General features: G+C 65.2%; 13 protein-coding genes. 1 reads left to right on the top strand and 12 read right to left on the bottom strand.

Annotated elements, in window-relative coordinates; translation table 11 throughout:
- Positions 1-124: 124 nt before the first annotated feature.
- From ppk2 to L0V05_RS18950, 4 genes are read right to left on the bottom strand one after another with little or no spacing between them, the layout of a single operon-like run.
- The gene (gene ppk2 / locus L0V05_RS18965) at positions 125-952 is read right to left on the bottom strand and encodes a polyphosphate kinase 2 (RefSeq protein WP_234873066.1); all 828 of its coding nucleotides are present in this window, start codon (positions 950-952) and stop codon (positions 125-127) included.
- A gap of 38 nt (positions 953-990) precedes the next feature.
- The gene (locus L0V05_RS18960; protein WP_234873065.1) at positions 991-2,703 is read right to left on the bottom strand and encodes a SulP family inorganic anion transporter; all 1,713 of its coding nucleotides are present in this window, start codon (positions 2,701-2,703) and stop codon (positions 991-993) included.
- Between the two features lie 9 nt (positions 2,704-2,712).
- Positions 2,713-3,951 (bottom strand): HlyD family secretion protein, encoded by a 1,239-nt coding sequence (locus L0V05_RS18955; protein WP_234873064.1) that lies wholly within the window; start codon positions 3,949-3,951, stop codon positions 2,713-2,715.
- 3 nt (positions 3,952-3,954) lie between these two features.
- Positions 3,955-4,386 carry a hypothetical protein gene (locus tag L0V05_RS18950; RefSeq protein WP_234873063.1) on the bottom strand — a complete coding sequence of 144 codons (432 nt, stop codon included), beginning with the start codon at positions 4,384-4,386 and terminating at the stop codon, positions 3,955-3,957.
- Between the two features lie 283 nt (positions 4,387-4,669).
- On the opposite strand from L0V05_RS18950, the gene L0V05_RS18945 reads away from it, so the two are divergent.
- Positions 4,670-5,557: a cation diffusion facilitator family transporter gene (locus L0V05_RS18945; RefSeq protein WP_234873062.1), complete on the top strand. Its 888-nt coding sequence runs from the start codon at positions 4,670-4,672 to the stop codon at positions 5,555-5,557.
- 6 nt (positions 5,558-5,563) lie between these two features.
- On the opposite strand, the gene L0V05_RS18940 is transcribed toward L0V05_RS18945, so the two are convergent.
- The 8 genes from L0V05_RS18940 to pdxR all read right to left on the bottom strand — a co-directional run bounded on the left by L0V05_RS18940 (position 5,564) and on the right by pdxR (position 16,877).
- Entirely contained in the window at positions 5,564-6,352 is a 789-nt protein-coding gene (locus L0V05_RS18940; RefSeq protein WP_234873061.1) for a bestrophin-like domain, read from the bottom strand.
- Between the two features lie 65 nt (positions 6,353-6,417).
- Positions 6,418-8,148, bottom strand: a complete 1,731-nt coding sequence (locus tag L0V05_RS18935) for a PI-PLC domain-containing protein (protein WP_234873060.1) — start codon at positions 8,146-8,148, stop codon at positions 6,418-6,420.
- Between the two features lie 76 nt (positions 8,149-8,224).
- The gene (locus L0V05_RS18930; protein ID WP_234873059.1) at positions 8,225-9,094 is read right to left on the bottom strand and encodes a dimethyl sulfoxide reductase anchor subunit family protein; all 870 of its coding nucleotides are present in this window, start codon (positions 9,092-9,094) and stop codon (positions 8,225-8,227) included.
- Positions 9,095-9,832 (bottom strand): 4Fe-4S dicluster domain-containing protein, encoded by a 738-nt coding sequence (locus L0V05_RS18925; protein ID WP_234873058.1) that lies wholly within the window; start codon positions 9,830-9,832, stop codon positions 9,095-9,097.
- On the bottom strand, positions 9,829-12,600 hold the full coding sequence (locus L0V05_RS18920; protein ID WP_234873057.1) for a molybdopterin oxidoreductase family protein: 2,772 nt from the start codon (positions 12,598-12,600) through the stop codon (positions 9,829-9,831). The genes L0V05_RS18925 and L0V05_RS18920 overlap by 4 nt, the downstream gene beginning before the upstream one ends.
- Before the next feature lie 120 nt (positions 12,601-12,720).
- The gene (locus L0V05_RS18915) at positions 12,721-13,464 is read right to left on the bottom strand and encodes a sulfite exporter TauE/SafE family protein (protein ID WP_234873056.1); all 744 of its coding nucleotides are present in this window, start codon (positions 13,462-13,464) and stop codon (positions 12,721-12,723) included.
- Positions 13,464-15,239 (bottom strand): sulfoacetaldehyde acetyltransferase, encoded by a 1,776-nt coding sequence (gene xsc / locus L0V05_RS18910; protein ID WP_234873055.1) that lies wholly within the window; start codon positions 15,237-15,239, stop codon positions 13,464-13,466. Before xsc ends, L0V05_RS18915 begins: the two co-directional genes overlap by 1 nt.
- Before the next feature lie 177 nt (positions 15,240-15,416).
- Complete coding sequence (pdxR, locus tag L0V05_RS18905) at positions 15,417-16,877, bottom strand: MocR-like pyridoxine biosynthesis transcription factor PdxR (RefSeq protein ID WP_234873054.1); 1,461 nt, start codon at positions 16,875-16,877, stop codon at positions 15,417-15,419.
- Positions 16,878-16,930: the final 53 nt, after the last annotated feature.

Raw genomic sequence — 16,930 nt, 5'->3', positions numbered from 1 at the left:
GGTCTCCTGCCGTGAAACTTCTGAACGAGCAAAGCTTTACGCGGCGACCGTCCGTCTTTCCAGACCGAAGCACCTTGGCAGAGAAATCTTCCGCCAAGGCATGCCTACCAATCGACCGAACCGGTCAGGTCGCACTTGGCACGTAGGTCCTTACATGCGGATCTGCGACATAGTCTTTGGGTGGATTCTTTCGCTTGCCAAGCTTGGGTTTGTCGAACGGCACTCGTTCGTAAGGAATCTTCGACAGAAGATGCGTCAGGCAGTTTATGCGCGCTGCCTTCTTGTCGGTCGATTCCACGATGTACCAGGGCGCATGGCGCGTATCCGTCATCCGGATCATCTCGTCATAGGCGCGGGTATAGTCCCACCAGCGCCGGTAGGATTCGATATCCATCGGGCTGAGTTTCCACTGCCGCAGCGGGTCGTGAATGCGCTGTTCGAACCGGCGGTGCTGCTCTTCCGGACTGACATCCAGGAAGTACTTCAGCAGGATAAGCCCGGACTCGATCAGCGACGCTTCGAACTGCGGTGCCGTCTCAAGAAACCGCCGCGCCTGCTCGTCGGTGCAGAACCCCATCACCCGCTCGACACCCGCCCGGTTGTACCAGCTGCGGTCAAAAACCACGACTTCTCCCCCGGCCGGCAACTGCGCGATGTAGCGCTGCATGAAGATCTGCGATTTCTCGCGATCGCTTGGCGTCGGCATGGCAACGACCCGGAACACGCGTGGGCTGACCCTCTCGGTCAGGCGGCGGATCATGCCACCTTTTCCGGCGGCATCGCGCCCTTCGAAGATGATGACGATCCGTGCCCCGGTAGCTTTAACCCAGGCCTGCAGATGCGCGATTTCAACCTGGATATCCGCGATCGCTTTCTCATAGGCCTTGCGCGTCATCTTCGCGCCAGCGTCGCTCTCAACATCACTCGTGTTGTTCTTGTGCTTCTTGGCCATCGTCCTCTCCCTTCAAAGGCTGATGGGTATTTCTCCAGTCAGCCATTCTGTTCCGCCTCGAACGCACGCACCGCGTCCTCGAGGTCGTCGAAAAACATCGTCTCGCCAATCTCGTCGATCAGCTCCGCCCGCCGCAGAAGGGCCGTCGCCTCCGACGACAGTTCGGCCACCGCCAGCCGGATTCCGTCTGCCTCCAGGCTGCGATGAAACTCCTGCAGCATGGCCGCCGCCGTCACGTCGATCTGTGCGAGGGCCGAACCATCCAGAACCAGCCAGCGCGTACCGGGCGCGAGGTTCGCGCGGATCTCGGCCAGTCGCGCCTTCACATGGTCGACACTGTAGAACAGCAGGCTGTCCTGGATCAGGACGATGGTCATCTCCGGGATCGGCTGCACACGCTCCGAGCGGTGCATCTTGTAGAAACCGGCCTGGTTCGGCAGCCGGCCAAGCAGCACCACGCGCGGATGCATCCCGTTCAGCACAACATGCGCAAGCGTGCCGAAGATGGCGATGATGACCCCCTGCAACACACCAAATCCGATAGCACCTACCATCGCGATTATGGCGAAGACGAACTCTATCGGGCTGATCCGCCAAACCTCGCGCAGGTCCTTCAGATCGATCAGGCCAAGTGCCGCTGCGACAAGGATCGCGCCAAGCGCCGGCAGCGGGACAAGCCGCAGCAGATCGCTGAAAAAGAGCATCGCCGCCGACAGGGCGATCGCCGAAAATACCCCGGCCAGTTGGGTCCGCCCTCCGACCGAAAGGTTCACCGCCGTGCGGCTGTCCGACGCCGTCACCGGGAACCCGCCCAGCAGCCCGGATGCGACATTGGCGGCGCCGAACCCCGCCAGTTCGCGGTTCGGATCGACCTCTTCTCCGGTGATCTCGCCAAAGCTCCGGGCGGTGATGATCCCCGCACCGAAACTGACAAGGAAGACCGCGCCGGCCCCCATGAGGAAATCCGGGATCGACAGGCTGCTGAAATCCGGCAAGGCAAGGCTGGGCAGACCTTCCGGCAGCGCACCGACCACCCGCATGCCCATCGCCTCGAAGCCGAACAGCCAGGACAGGAGCGTTGCCAGCACCACGACGATCACCGGCCCCGGGACCGGCGACTTGAGCCGAGGCGCAGCCATAAGGACCGCGAACATCGCAACAGCAAGGATCAACGATGGCCAATGGATTGCGTCGACCTTGGAAAAGAGTTCGATCAGCGACGAAACCGGACCGGGGGCATCAATCTTCAACCCGGTGATCTTGCCCAGCTGGCCGACCAGGATCGACAGCGCGACGCCGGCGAAGAAACCGATCAGGATCGGGCGGGACAGGAAACTCGCGATGCTGCCGAACTTGAGCAGCCGCGCCAGAACACAGATGGCGCCGACCACGATGGCGAGGGCTGCTGCCACTGCAACCCGCGCATCTCCGCCCGCAGAGGCGCCGATCGCCGCGCCCATCACGCTCGCCATCAGGGTGACCGTCGCTGCATCGGGCCCAACTATCAACCGCCGCGAGGGACCGAAAACCGCATAGGCGAGCACCGAGGCGATGCTGGCATAAATGCCGGTCTCTGCCGGCAGACCCGCAATCGCAGGATAGGCGATGGCAGAGGGCAGCCCGACTGCCGCGATGGCAAGCCCGGCGCCAATATCGGTCGGTAGCCAGGCGGCCTTGTATCCGCGCAGGCTTGCCAACAGGTCGAGCCGACGCGCGAGACTGTCAGCGGGCTTATGATCGCCACCGCTCATCGGGGCCCCCTAGTGACCGCCGGAGAAGACGAGCACTTGGACGGGTGCGACCACAGCCTGCATCCGCAGGATCAGGGCGTGGACAAGGCCGACCGTGTCGACCACATGCATGCCGATCCGCTGGAACGTCCCGAGGTTGGGGTCCTTCAGTTGCTCGTGATAGCTTGTGTAGGCATTGGCGGTGCAGACGCTGCCCGGCGGGATGCCGTCCAGACCGCCCTCGAACATCGGCTGAAGATAGGCCACGATCGTGCCGGGCACCTGCGCTGCCTGCACCGGATCGAAAAGCTGGTCGCTGCCGCGGACCTGCCCACTCGAGACGGTCGACTGCACCTCGGTCACAACCATGGGGATGATCGTGAAGGGTCGGGCGATACAGGCGATCTCCGCTGCCATGCCCGGGCGCATTACGTTCGCCTCGATCTGGCCGAAGCCGGCCTGGATCGCTTCGCGCCCGGCTTCCGCGGGCACCAGCACCCCGGCAGGACGCATCATCGGGTTCACCAGGTCACCAACCCGGAGCGTGAATTGCTGGACCTCGCCCGCGACTCCGGCCCGGATCACCGTCTTGTCCAGATCGGCCTGCGCCTGGGCCAGCGCCGCCTCGGCGGTGCGCAGTTCGGCAGGAAGCTGGGTCTCGATCTGCGTCGCCAGCGTCACCTTCTCGGCCTCTGCCGCCTTCAGGCCCCCGGCACGGCCGTCGACGACGTTCTGCAGCCGCTCGATCTCGCGAGGAGCCACCGCGTCGGGATTGCGCCGCCGGATCTCGGCCTTGGTGTCGCGCTCGTCCTCGGCCTGCTTCAGCGCGCTCCGCGCCTCGATGATGCGCGCATCCGTCAGGGCGATCTGCGAAGTTGCTACGGCCAGAGCGGCCCTGACTTCATCCACCTTCGCTTCCGCCGTCGCCACCGCCGCCTTCTGCTCGCTGTCGTCCAGCCGGAACAGAGGCTGGCCCGCCTCGACCTTCTCGTTGAGCCAGACATAGACCTCGGAGACCCGGCCGATGCCCTCGGGCACGATCGGCACCGTGCGGTACATGGCAACTGCCGCCGAAGTGGCCGGGTGGAAGTAGAAGATCGTGGTGATGAGGCTGACGGTCAGGAACACGCAGGCGACGATGCCGTAGCGCAGCTCGTACCAGACCGAGTACAGCGTGATCTCGTAGCCGATGCGTCTGCCTTGCCGGTAGCGGCGGAACAGGAAATCCGGCAGGATCGTCAGCGCCGAGCAGAAAAGAAGCTCCAGCATGGCTCAGGCCCCCTTCGCGTCGGCAGAGGGGTCCGCTGCGGGCGGCGGATCTTCCGGCCCGGCGGCGGGCGGCGGCGTCCCGTCTCCCTGGCGCCCTGCCATCCGCGCCAGAGACTCTGCCATCGACTGCACCGGCGTGGCGAAATCCGGAATGGTGATCATCGCCAGAAGCAGCGCCGCCACCCAAAAAATGTTGATGTGGGTGAACAGCGCAAGCAGAGCCAGAACCGCGACGATCTCGAACTGAACCTTGTTCGCCTTCTGGTGCATCATCCGCTCGGGAATCGAATGGAGGTGCAGATACAGAAGCCCCACGCTCAGAACCGCCGCCACCATGAAAAGGATCGCAAAAACCAACAGCCCGTCTGTCTCGCCCGGCGGCGTGATGAAGAACGGAACAACATGCGGCGCAAGCGGATGGATGTCGGTGGTCATGATCACCCTCCTTGGTGTCTTGTCGAATCTCAGGAGAACCTGATGTTCGGCAGGTCAAATTCACCTTAGTGCGGATGGCGCCCAAAGTCTCAATGATCTAGATCAGTTAATGTGAGCACTCTCGCGGCGCCTTCGCTAAGGCCCAAAGATCAATGGGTTAGCCCGCCGCATTGCAGCAAGGCGGCAGCGGTTGAAGATGCGAAGCATTATCATTCATTATCAAGGGCTTGATTCACCCTTCCCCCACCGCTAAAGGCACCGGCAACGCGGCCGGAGACTCGCAATGACCAGGACGATGCAACTTGCGACCGGCAGCATTGTCGTGGGCCTGGTCGTGCTGGGGCTGAAGCTCCTGTCCTGGCAGATGACGGGCTCTATCGCGCTGTTCTCGGATGCACTTGAAAGCACGGTCAACGTTGCCACCGCCATCGCCGCGCTGATCGCGATCCGGGTCGCCGCACGGCCCGCGGACGCCAACCATCCCTATGGACACCACAAGGCAGAGTTCTTCAGTGCAATCATTGAGGGCGCGCTCATCATCGTTGCCGCTCTCCTGATCCTGCGCGAGGCGTGGCACGGCTTCATCACCCCGCGTGTCCTCGACGCGCCCCTGTCCGGCATTGCGGTGAACATGCTGGCCAGCGTCATCAACGCCGCCTGGTGCTGGATCCTGATCCGCCAGGGCCGCCGCCTGCGCTCTCCCGCACTGGTGGCAGATGGAAAGCATCTTCTCTCCGACGTGATCTCGTCTGTCGGCGTCACGATCGGCGTGCTTCTGGCGATCGAGACAGGCTGGCCGCTCCTTGATCCCGGCATGGCCGCCATCGTCGCGCTGAACATCCTCTGGTCAGGATGGAAGGTCATGGAGGAGTCACTCAGCGGCCTGATGGACGAATCCGTTGCCGACGACACATTGCGCAAGGTCCGCGCGGCGATTTCGACCGAAGCCGCAGGCGCGGTCGAGGCGCATGACCTACGCACCCGTCACGCCGGCCAGGCAACCTTCATCGAGTTCCATCTCGTGGTGCCCGGGGCGCTCAGCGTCAGCGAGGCCCATACGATGTGTGACAGGGTCGAGACCGCGATCAAGACCGTGATCGACAACGCCATCATCACGATCCACGTCGAACCCGAGGAAAAGGCCAAGCATTCGGGCATCGTCGTGCTCTGACCTGCGTCAGTCCGGCTTGGGCGTCATGTTGGCAAGCGTGTCGGCAATCACCTGATCGAAGCTGTCGACGGTGATCAGCCCCAGCCTTGGATGTTCCATGTCCAGGATCAGGTTGACGGCGATCGACATCACCGCGGGAAAGGTGACGGCATGCAAAAGGCTTACCCTGCCACCCAGCCCCATGTTGAAGCCGGCCAGCATCGCGCCGAGCAGGCAGATGGCGAACAGCATCCCGAAGATCGCCTTGGGAGGATGCTTGAGTGAGGCCATGGTCCGGGTCGTTGTGATGTCGAACATCGCGTTCAGCGCCGGAAGCAACAGCATGGTCGCGGCTGTATCCTGCCCCGGACGGCGGGAAGCCTCCAGCGCACGGGTCCAGATCTGGGACTGAAGCTGCTGTGACAGCGCCAGCTCTTCATAGGACGCCTCGAGGTCCGGCAGGGTTTGGTACACCTTCAAACGGGACTCGGTGTAGCGACGCATCAGATCCCTCAGGCCCGGCTGTGCGTCGGCCGGCAACAGGTCCAGTCGCAGATAGGCGGTGCCGATATCGTTCGCCTCTTCGACGATCAGACTGCGCCGCTCATCGAAACGCGACGCGGCCCCCGAGAAGGTGAAGGCGACAAGAAGGCCGAGCAGCGCATAGACCGCTCCGTCGACGGCGCCCGCCCCCGACACCTCCGTCCCGACCTTTTCCCGGCGGCGCCGGCCCATCGAGGCGCCGAGCAGCAGCATGGCGAGCATCAGCAGGAAAAGCGCAGCCGAGAGGCCGAGATCCATGAACGCGTACGACACGCCCCATCCTCGTCACAAAGTGTCCCCTTGAACGCTAGCGAATGCAGCCAAGGTCTGCCAGCGTGTCAGTGCATCTCCGACGGCTCTGCCAGCCGCAGGCTTGCGGGGTTCAGCCGCCCCGCAAGCCACAAAAGCAGCCGGTCGGTGAGCGGCAAGCCTCCATGTGCCTCGGCAATCTGGCTGGCGAGCGCCGGATCGGCGGTGACGACGCCGTTCACGCCCTGCTCGATGACCCGCGTAATGATCAGCGGCCGATCGGCGGGCCAGGCATAGATCTCCTTGCCCGCCGACTTCGCGCGCCAGATCCGCTTCATCGTCACCTGTCCGGAATTCAGCGCGAGGAAATCGACGTCGAGGCCCGACAAGTCGCCCATCGGCCAGATCGCCCTGACACCCGTCCGCCATCCGGGGCGCAGAAGCCGCATCTGGTTAATGACCGCGATGTTTGGCGACATGACCGCGACCGATCCCGCCATGCCGGCGTCATCGACCAAGTCGGACAATTGCCTTGCCATCGCACCCGCGTCCCCTTCGACATCCAGATCGAAGAGAAGCCTCGCTCCCGCGGCCGCGGCCAGTTCCAGAACATCCCGGAGATCGGCAGGATCTTCCTGCCCGCCGGAGGCCAGCGCAATCGATCCGTCGGGGCCCGATCTCAGCCCGATCAGGATCCAGTCTGCATCCGAGGCAATGGCGCTCCGGATCCCGGCCGCGACCCCTGGATTTCCCTGCGCGGAAAAATCAGGCCGAGCGACGATCTGGATGTCCGGGGTCTGGACGAAGGTCGGGATCAGCCGGGGTGCGGTGACGGCAGAGATCACGACGATCAGGCCAGCTCCGAGAAGCAGGATCACGCTCGGCCCCACCTTGGCCCGGTCCTGCGGAAGTGCGCCGCCGCCAGCGACGTCATACGCCTCCAGCAACAGCCCCGCCAGGGCCCCATTCGACAGCGCCGCCACCAGCGACGCCAGCACCGCCCAAAGGGCGAGCATCCCCGCCACGACGGCGGCCGCCTGCCGCAAGTCCGCGCCGAAAAGGCCAGGCAGCGTGCCCGTCAGCCCCGCCATGACGGCTGTCACCGCAAAGACAAGGATCAGCTTGATGGCGGCCCAGATTGCGATCCGGCGGCGCAGTTCGGGCTGTACACCGCTCAGGATCCGCGCCTTTTCATCAAGGCAGCTCTGGACCGGCCTTTGCCCGGACAGGGCCAGAAGCGGCCCGATTCCTGCCTCTGCGAGACGCCTTGTCACCGCGCGGACCAGACCCGCGGCCAGCGCCACCGCGATCAGCATGGCCAGCATGAACTCTGGCGGCCACGTCACCAGATAGTAGTCGAGCTCATGCCGACGCAGCCCGAGCCTCTGAACCAGCATCAGGCCGGCAACGTAGGGCAGCGCGGCCCAGATCAGGCGCAATGCCAGGTGGCCGCAACTGCCGAGGACCCGTCCGGGCATCCGGCGCAGGACGCCGATTGCCAGCGCGACACCCACTGTTGCCCGGGTTTCGCGGGCGGCCAGCACCACCGACATCAGCGTAATGTCGAGCACCGCAGCCAGCACCGCCAGGGCCCCGAAGGCCAGAAGCGTCAGCGTGCCAGGCAGAAGGTAGAAGAACCAGACGATGTCCTTGTCGGTGATCCCTGTCCGCCCGGTCACGCGCATCGCCTCGGCAATCGCAAGAACCGCCAGCGGCGTCATGACTGCAACGCCCATCAGCCTCAGGACCAGATGCACCGCAAGCAGCGGCCGGATCGTCCGGGCTGCCCGCCTGTACCGGTCCACGACTGGTTCGCCCATCCGTCGCCCCTTCCACGCCACTGTTGCGGGGAAGCTATCGCCCACGTCGATAGGGTTCCAGCAGGTAAGGGTGCGGTCAGCGTTTTCCGTAGTAAGTGCCGACGACGTGTTCGGCCTGGGCGAAGAACAGCCATCGTGCGGCAAAGGCGCCGGTCAGGTGGGCGGCGAGAGCCAGCAGCACTGTCACCAACCCGCCTGGAAGCAGGAGCAGAATGGCGGCGGGAAGCACTGTGGCGATCAGGGCGATGGTCTGCAGCTTCCGGGCATGCTTGCGGCCGACGACATGGATCATCTCGCGCAGAAGGTAGTTTCCGGCGGTATGGGCCTGCTCGAAGACGCGCACCTGTCCGATCGCACCGAGGCCGGTCGCGCTGGCGAGGCTAGCGCCGGCCTCGGCAAAGCGGCGCTCGCCCTGGGCAAAGGCGACGGCCAGAAGCGCCGTCAGGCCAAGGCTCAGGACGGCCGACAGAACGGCGAGGTCTGACAGGATCGCCCCCCCTGTCAGGGCAAAGGCGAAGAACAGCGCCGGCGTGGTCCAGTGGTTCCAGCGCGGGACGGTCTTGAGCTGGGCATAGATCATCGACGTGCAGCCAATTGTGGCCAAGCAGAGGAGCGCCGCGATGAGCCCCAGCAGACCGGGTCGGGCCCCGCCCATGGCTCCGAGCGCCACCGGCGCGGTGGCAAGCAGCGCCAGAACCGCCGCCCAACCCTCGCGGCTGAGCCAGCTTGTGCGCCATTGCGTGAAGGCGCGGATCGCCCGTTCCGGATGGCCTAGATGGAAGGTCGAGGCAATCAGGCCGCCGATGGCAAAGGCATAGCCGATGGCGAAGGCCAGGAACCCGCCCAGGCCCTGCGGCAGGATCAGCCCGAGGTTCAGATAGGTGAGAAAGCCGAAGCCGAGGCCCGAGAGAACTGTGAAGACAATGACGGAAGGGGCTGGATGCATTCAGATTTTCCCCAGAACCCTATCGAGCCATCCGGCAAAACCCGTCGCCTGGACATCCAGCAGCGGCGCGAGCAGCGACGCCTCGTCCGGCGCGGCCTTCTTGCGAGGCGGCAGGTACTTGTTCGTGGGTTTCGTCGCCATTTCGGGCATCAGGTCGAAGCCGCCGCGCTCGGCCGCGAGGCGGCTGACGTGGCTCGTCGGATCGGCGAAGTCGCCGAAATGCCGCGCACCGGTCGGACAGGTGCGGACGCAGGCAGGCTCGCGATCCTCCTCGGGCAGGTTCTCGTTGTATATCCGGTCGACACAGAGGGTGCATTTCTTCATCACCCCCGCCGCCGCGTCGAGCTCTCGCGCGCCGTAGGGGCAGGCCCAGGCACAAAGCCCACAGCCGATGCAGGCATCCTCGTTCACCAGCACGATGCCGTCCTCGGCTCGCTTGTAGCTCGCTCCCGTCGGGCAGACGGTAACGCAAGGGGCGTCCTCGCAATGCAGGCACGAGCGGGGGAAGTTGACGATCTGCGCGGGTCCGGCCTCGGGCTGGACCTCGTAGCTGTGGACGCGATTGAGGAACGTCCCCGAAGGGTCTGATCCATAAGGGCTTTGGTCCGACAGCGGTACGCCGTAGCCCTGGTCGTTCCAGCCCTTGCAGGCGGTCACGCAGGCCTGGCAGCCAACGCAGGTGTCAAGGTCGATGACAAGGCCGAGCTTCTTCGCGGTGGTGGCGGGCAATTGGGTCATGCGCGCCCTCCCGGAAAAGGCAGGGTCGGGAAGTTCGGCTGGACGATCGCCTGCGGCTCGACCCGCTCGATCCGCACCCTCAGGTCGAACCAGGCGGCCTGCCCGGTGACGGGGTCGGAGTTCGACCATCGCATGCCGTCGCCCTGTTCGGGCAGAAGCTCGTTGATGAGGTGGTTCAGCAGGAACCCCTTCGTCCCCTCGGTCGCATCCTTGTCGAGCGCCCATGCGCCCCGGCGCTTGCCGATGGCGTTCCAGGTCCAGACGGTATTCTCGTTCAGCGCGGCCATATGTGCCACCGGCACGGTGATCGTGCCCGAGGGCGAGGTCACCCGCGCCCAGTCGCCGTCGCGGAAGCCCTGCTCGCGCCAGATCTTGGTCGGAACGTAGAGGTAGTTCTTGCCGGTGATCTGGCGCAGCCAGGCGTTCTGGCTGCCCCAGCTATGGTACATGTGCATCGGCCGCTGTGTCAGCGCATGGATCGGATAGGCCGCACCCGCCGTCTCGCCATAGGGCGGATACCAGAGCGGCAGCGGGTCCATCGCCACCTTCAGCCGCTCGCGCAGGGCGTCGGGGGGCTGCGGATGGCCATGCCCTTCGGCGGCCAACTGGAACCGGCGCATCGGTTCGGACCAGATGCTGAAGAGATAGGGCTGCGGGCTTTCGTAGAAGCCCATGGCCACGGCCCAGTCCTGATATGCGGCGTTCCAGGGTTTGTAGAAGGCGGCCTCTTCCGGCACATGCGCCTGAAAGAAGCTGCCATTCTCGATGTAGCGCTGCACCTGATCCGGGTTCGGCGCCCCTCGGCCCGTCAGGTCGCCATTGCCACGGAAGCCCATCAGCGGCCCCACCCCGGGGCGGCGCTGGTGGTTGGCGATGTAGTCGGCATAGTCGCGATAGAGCGGCTTGCCCTCTGGCGTGACAAATCCCGGCAGCCCCAGTCGCGCGCCAAGGTCGATCAGCACCGACTGGAAGCCGCGCACGTCGCGGTCGGGCTCGACCACCGGCCAGCGGATCGCGTCGCCCGCCGCGTCCGGCTCGCTGATCGGGCGGTCGAGCAGGCTGATGCAGTCGTGGCGCTCGACATAAGTCGTGTCGGGCAGGATCAGGTCGGCATAAGCCACAGTCTCTGACGCATAGGCGTCGGAATAGATGATGCGCGGGATGACATATTCGCCATCCTCGCCCTTGGCCGTGAGCATCTCCATCACCTTCTCGGTGTTCATGGAGGAGTTCCACGCCATGTTCGCCATGTAGAGAAACAGCGTGTCGATCCGGTAGGGATCGCCCGCGGCGGCGTTCGGGATGACCATATGCATCAGCCCATGGGCCGAGAACGGGTTCTCCCAGCTGAACCCCTTGTCGATCCGCGCCGGGCTGCCATCAGCCTTGAGCGCGAGCTGTTCGGGCGAGCGGACATAGCCCAGATGCGGCCCCGACAGCGGTTTGCCCGGAACGGCCTCGAAATGCGGTGTCGGATGCGCCTCGACGGGCTTGGGATAGGGCGGCTTCATCCGCCAGCTTCCGGGCGTCTCGACCGCGCCAAGCACGATCTGGAGAAGATGCAGCGCCCGCGCCGTCTGGAAGCCGTTCGAATGGGCCGAGATTCCGCGCATGGCGTGGAAGGAGACGGGGCGCCCCGGCATGGTCTGGTGCACATTCCCGCGGAAATCCGTCCATTCGCGGTCAAGAACGATCGCCTCGTCGAAGGCCACCCGAGCGAGGTCCGCCGCCAGACCGCGGATGCGGGCAGCCGGGATGCCGACCGCTGCTGCCACCGTTTCGGGCGCGTAGTCGGGGGACAGATACCGCTCGGCCATATGCTGGAACACTGTCCGGTGCCCCTGCCAGACCGCACCGAGGTCGGGCTCCACCCCCTTGCCGTCCCAGGGGGCTGGCATGCCGGTGCGCCGGTCGATGACGAAGGGCTGGCTCTCGGCGTTCTTCACGAAGAGGCCCTTCGTCGGCCCGTCGGTGGAATCCACCAGATAGGCGGCATTGGTGAACTGCGCGAGGTAACCGAGATCGACCTTCCCGGCCTCGAGCAGGCAATGGATCAGCGACAGGATCAAGAGGCCATCCGTCCCCGGCGTGACCGGCAACCAGTCATCGGCCACCGCGTTGTAGCCGGTGCGGATCGGGTTGACCGAGACGATTTTCGCGCCGCGGTCCTTGAGCTTGCCGATGCCGATCTTGATCGGGTTGCTGTCATGGTCCTCGGCCACGCCGAAGAGGACGAACATCTTCGTCCGCTCCCAATCCGGCGCCCCGAACTCCCAGAAGGCGCCGCCCATCGTGTAGATCCCGCCCGCCGCCATGTTGACCGAGCAGAAGCCGCCATGCGCGGCATAGTTCGGCGTCCCGAACCCTTGCGCCCAGAAGCCGGTCAGGCTCTGGCTCTGGTCGCGGCCGGTGAAGAAGGCGAGCTTCTCCGGCGCCGTCTCGCGCAGGGGCTTCATCCAGGCAACCGCAAGCTCCAGCGCCTCGTCCCAACTGATCGGCTCGAACGCCCCCGACCCGCGCGGGCCGACCCGACGCAGGGGCTGGCTCAGCCGCGACGGCGCGGTGATCTGCTTGATGCCCGAAGCTCCCTTGCCGCAGAGCACCCCCTTGTTGATCGGATGGTCGCGGTTGCCCTCGATGTAGGACACCTTGCCGGACTTCAGATGCACATTGATCCCGCAACGGCAGGCGCACATGTAGCAGGTGGTCTTGCGCACCTCGTCCGAGACGGAGGGCGACGTATCGACAACGGGCTGGCTCAGGCTCATCTCAACTGTCTCGGTCCCTTGCCGCCACTCTGGCGATGACATTTGTTCCTGACCAGCCCAAAAGACCGGAATGACGTTCCAAATTCGACATCTGACCCAGAACGTTTCTGCGCAATGGGATCAGATAAGGGCGCGACCCAGACCCAGCAGGGCGAGGGCTGCCAGTAGCAGGATGGCAAAACGGCGGAACTCCTGCGGGTCGGTGCCGAAGAAATGCCGCCCGCCCAGCCAGTTGCCGACCAGCGTCAGCGGCAAGGCATAGAGCGAGGCCCAGAGCGTGTCCCAGGTTACCAGCCCGTGCCACCAGTAGAGCGGTGCCGAATAGATATCGAGCAGCGGGAAATAGGCGATCAGCGTCGCGCGAAACACGTTCGCCTGCATCGGCTGCGCGGCGAAGAAGGCCGCGACCGGCAGCCCGCCCATGCCCGGCGCATTGGCGAGGCCCGAGATCAGCCCCGCGCCAACATTGGCCGGCACGCCCCGCACCTCGGCCCGCATCCTGAGGCCCAAGAGCAGAAGGACGCACATCGCAAGCACATAGCCCGAGATCACCGCCCGCGCCGCATTCTCGGAAATCGCCGTCAGCGCCCAAAGCCCGGCAGGCAGCCCCACGGCCGCCCCCGCCAGCAGGCAAAGGACCCGCTTCCAGTCGACTGACGGCCCTGCCCCTTTCCACGCCTGCAGCGACATGACGAATTCGAGGATCACCACGACCGCCACGAAATGCAACGGGCTCATCACCACGCTCGAGGCGGCGATGACGATCGCCGAATAGCCAAAGCCCGAATAGCCCCGTACGAAGCCGGCGACGAGGATCACCGCCGACATCCACAGGACCGACCCCAGGCCCAGATCGAAGGGCATCAGACGATCTGCGGACGCATGTCGGCCGGGTCGATGCCCGCCACCTCCACCGGTTTCTTCATCGCGTCGCGGCGGAAGGGCTCGCCCAGTTCCTGGTTGATCATCGCCTCGATCAGCGTGGTCTTGCCGTGGTTCATCTGGTCGTCGATCGCTTTGGCCAGCGCCGCCGTCAGCTCCTCCATCGTGCGCGCCACCACGCCCTGCAGCCCGCAGGCCTTGGCGATCCCGGCATAGGAGACCTGCTCGTTCAGCTCGGTACCGACGAAGTTGTCGTCATACCACAGCGTCGAGTTCCGCTTCTCTGCCCCCCATTGGTAGTTGCGGAAGACGATCTGGGTGATCGCCGGCCATTCCTTGCGCCCGATCGCCGTCAGTTCCGTGACCGCGATGCCGAAGGCACCGTCGCCCGAAAAGCCGACGACCGGCACGTCTGGGCAGCCGATCTTGGCGCCCACGACCGAGGGCAGGCCGTAGCCGCAGGGGCCGAAGAGGCCCGGCGCCAGGTACTTCCGCCCGGCCTCGAAGGACGGATAGGCGTTGCCGATGGCGCAGTTGTTGCCGATGTCGGAGGAGATGATCGCCTCTTTCGGCAGCGCGGCCGAGATCGCCCGCCAGGCCATGCGCGGGCTCATCCAGTCCGGCTTGGCCGAGCGCGCGCGCTGGTTCCAGGTGGTGCCCGGATCGTCGGCCTCGTGATCCATGCTGGCCAGTTCCTGCGTCCAGCGCGCCTTCTTCTGCTGAATCAGGGCCTTGCGCTCTATCCGGCCCGCGTCGCCTGCGGTCTTCGACAGCCGCGACAGGATCCCTTCGGCCACTTTCTTCGCGTCGCCAACGATCCCGACCGCGACCTTCTTGGTAAGGCCGATCCGGTTGGGGTTGATATCGACCTGGATGATCTTCGCATCCTTCGGCCAGTAGTCGAGGCCGTAGCCCGGCAGCGTCGAGAACGGATTGAGCCGCGTGCCTAGCGCAAGCACCACATCGGCCTGCGAGATCAGTTCCATCCCTGCCTTGGAGCCGTTGTAGCCGAGAGGTCCGGCAAAGAGCGGATGCGAGCCGGGAAAAGCGTCGTTGTGCTGGTAGCCGACGCAGACCGGCGCATCGAGCCGCTCGGCCAGCGCCATCGAGGCCGGGATCGCCCCGCCCAGAACCACGCCCGCCCCGTTCAGGATCACCGGGAACTTCGCCGTGGAGAGCAATTGCGCCGCCTGGGCCAGCGCCTCGTCCCCGCCCGAGGGGCGCTCGAACTCGACGATGGCCGGCAATTCGATGTCGATCACCTGCGTGAACATGTCCCGCGGCACATTGATCTGGGCCGGGGCCGACTGACGCTTGGCCTGCAGGATCACCCGGTTCAGCACCTCGGCGATGCGCGAAGGGTCGCGCACCTCTTCCTGGTAGCAGACCATATCCTTAAAGGCCGCCATCTGCTCGACCTCCTGGAAGCCGCCTTGCCCGATGGTCTTGTTCGCGGCCTGCGGTGTGACCAGAAGGAGCGGGGAATGGTTCCAGTAGGCAGTCTTCACAGCGGTCACGAAGTTGGTGATGCCCGGCCCGTTCTGCGCGATCATCATCGACATCTTGCCGGTCGCGCGGGTGTAGCCATCCGCCATCATTCCGCCCGAGCCCTCATGCGCGCAGTCCCAGAAGGTGATGCCCGCCTTGGGGAAGATGTCCGAGATCGGCATGAAGGCAGACCCGATGATGCCGAAGACATGCTCGATGCCGTGCCGCTGCAGGACCTTCACGAAGGCTTCTTCGGTGGTCATCTTCATAGGGGTGCTCCTCCGGAGGGCAGATTGTGTCCAGCGTACCCTATGCGCGACCCTACGGCACCCTTAGGGCCAGCATGAAGGGCCATATAGGTCCAGATCGCCATCACTTCATTTTCTGCTCTCAAATATCCCGGGGTCCGGGGGCAGCGCCCCCGGGGCTCTCAACCAGACGGCGCGTCAGGCCTTCTCGATCGCCCGTGCGATCAGGGCGACCCCATCAGGAATTCTCCCGGGTGCGATCGAGGAATACGCGAGCCGGTAGCGGTTCGAGGGTGCCGTGCCCGGCGCGTAGAACGCCCGCCCCGGTTCGATCAGCACGCCCTCCGCCCGCAGATCCGCCGCGAGGACCTCGGTATCAACCCCTGCAGGTGCCTCCATCCAGAAGCTCGACCCGCCGAAGCCTCCCTGCCCCGCCACAGTCAGCCCCTGTGCGGCGATCGCCTCGTCCATGACCGTGCGGCGCCGGCGATAGGCCTGCTTCATCCGGTTGATGAGCGCGTCGTAATGGCCAAGTGACAGGAAATAGGCCGCCGTCCGCTGTACATGGCCCGGTGGATGGCGAAGGACCGTCGCGCGAAGCCCCCGCGCCTCGCGGATGAAGGCCGCCGGCCCGACCAGATAGCCGAGCCTCAGCCCCGGAAAGATCGACTTCGAGAAGGACCCGACATGGATCACCCGCCCCTCGCGATCGAGCGATTTCAGCGAGGGCGAGGCGGGTTTCAGGAAGGACATCTCGAATTCGTAGTCGTCCTCGACAATCAGGAAGTTCTCGCGCCCAGCCTTGTCGAGCAGCGCCATCCGCCGCTCCAGCGGCAGGGTCGCGTTGGTCGGGCAATGGTGGCTCGCGGTCAGGAAGACCACGTCGATCCATTTCGGCAGAAGGTCCGGCGGCAGCCCGTCGCCGTCCACATCCACCGTCAGCGTCTCGGCTGCGGTCTGGCCGAGAATCCGGCGCAGGCCCGGATAGCAGGGATTCTCCAGTACTGCCCGCCGGTCACGGGTCAGCAGCACCTGCGCCGTCAGCCAGATCGCGTTCTGCGCCCCCATCGTCAGCAGCACTTCTTCGGGTCGCGCGGCAATTCCCCGCCGCGGCAGAATGTTGCGCAGGATGTATTCGATGAGAAGCGGATCATCTTCCTCGTAATGATCGGAGGTCAGCGTTTCGAAATCCGCCCGGCCGAGGGCCTTCAGCGCGCAAAGCCGCCAGTTATGGTGGTCAAACAGCGCCGGGTCCGCCTGACCGTAGATGAAGGGATAGGGATATCGCCGCCAATCCGCCGGCCGGTCGACGCCCTCGGCGCGGGAAAACCGCCGCCCGGTCAGCGTGTCGAAATCGACGGTCACCTCGGGCAGGTCCCCGGCCGGAACCTCGGACGGGCGCGGCGCGGAGTCGGAGACGAAATAGCCCGAACGACCGCGCGCGGCGAGATAGTCCTGCGCGACCAACTCTGCATAGGCCAGCGTCACCGTGATCCGCGCGATCCCCAGGTGATCGGCAAGCCCGCGGCTCGACGGCAGGCGGTCACCGGGGCGGAACCTTCCCGACAGGATGCCGTCGATCACCATCCGCCGGATCGCCTGTTGCAGCGTGCCGTCCCGATGGGGCGGCAGCACGAAGGCTTCGGGCGGGATCGGCATTCTGGCCTCATGGCGCGATTGGACTGGATCTATCGAGACGCTGTCCGGGGCCG

The organism is Alitabrizicola rongguiensis, from assembly GCF_021491355.1.
Classification (GTDB): Bacteria; Pseudomonadota; Alphaproteobacteria; order Rhodobacterales; family Rhodobacteraceae; genus Aliitabrizicola; species Aliitabrizicola rongguiensis.
The sequence above is the reverse complement of the archived record's forward strand: the minus strand, read 5'-3'. Positions and strand labels throughout refer to the sequence as shown.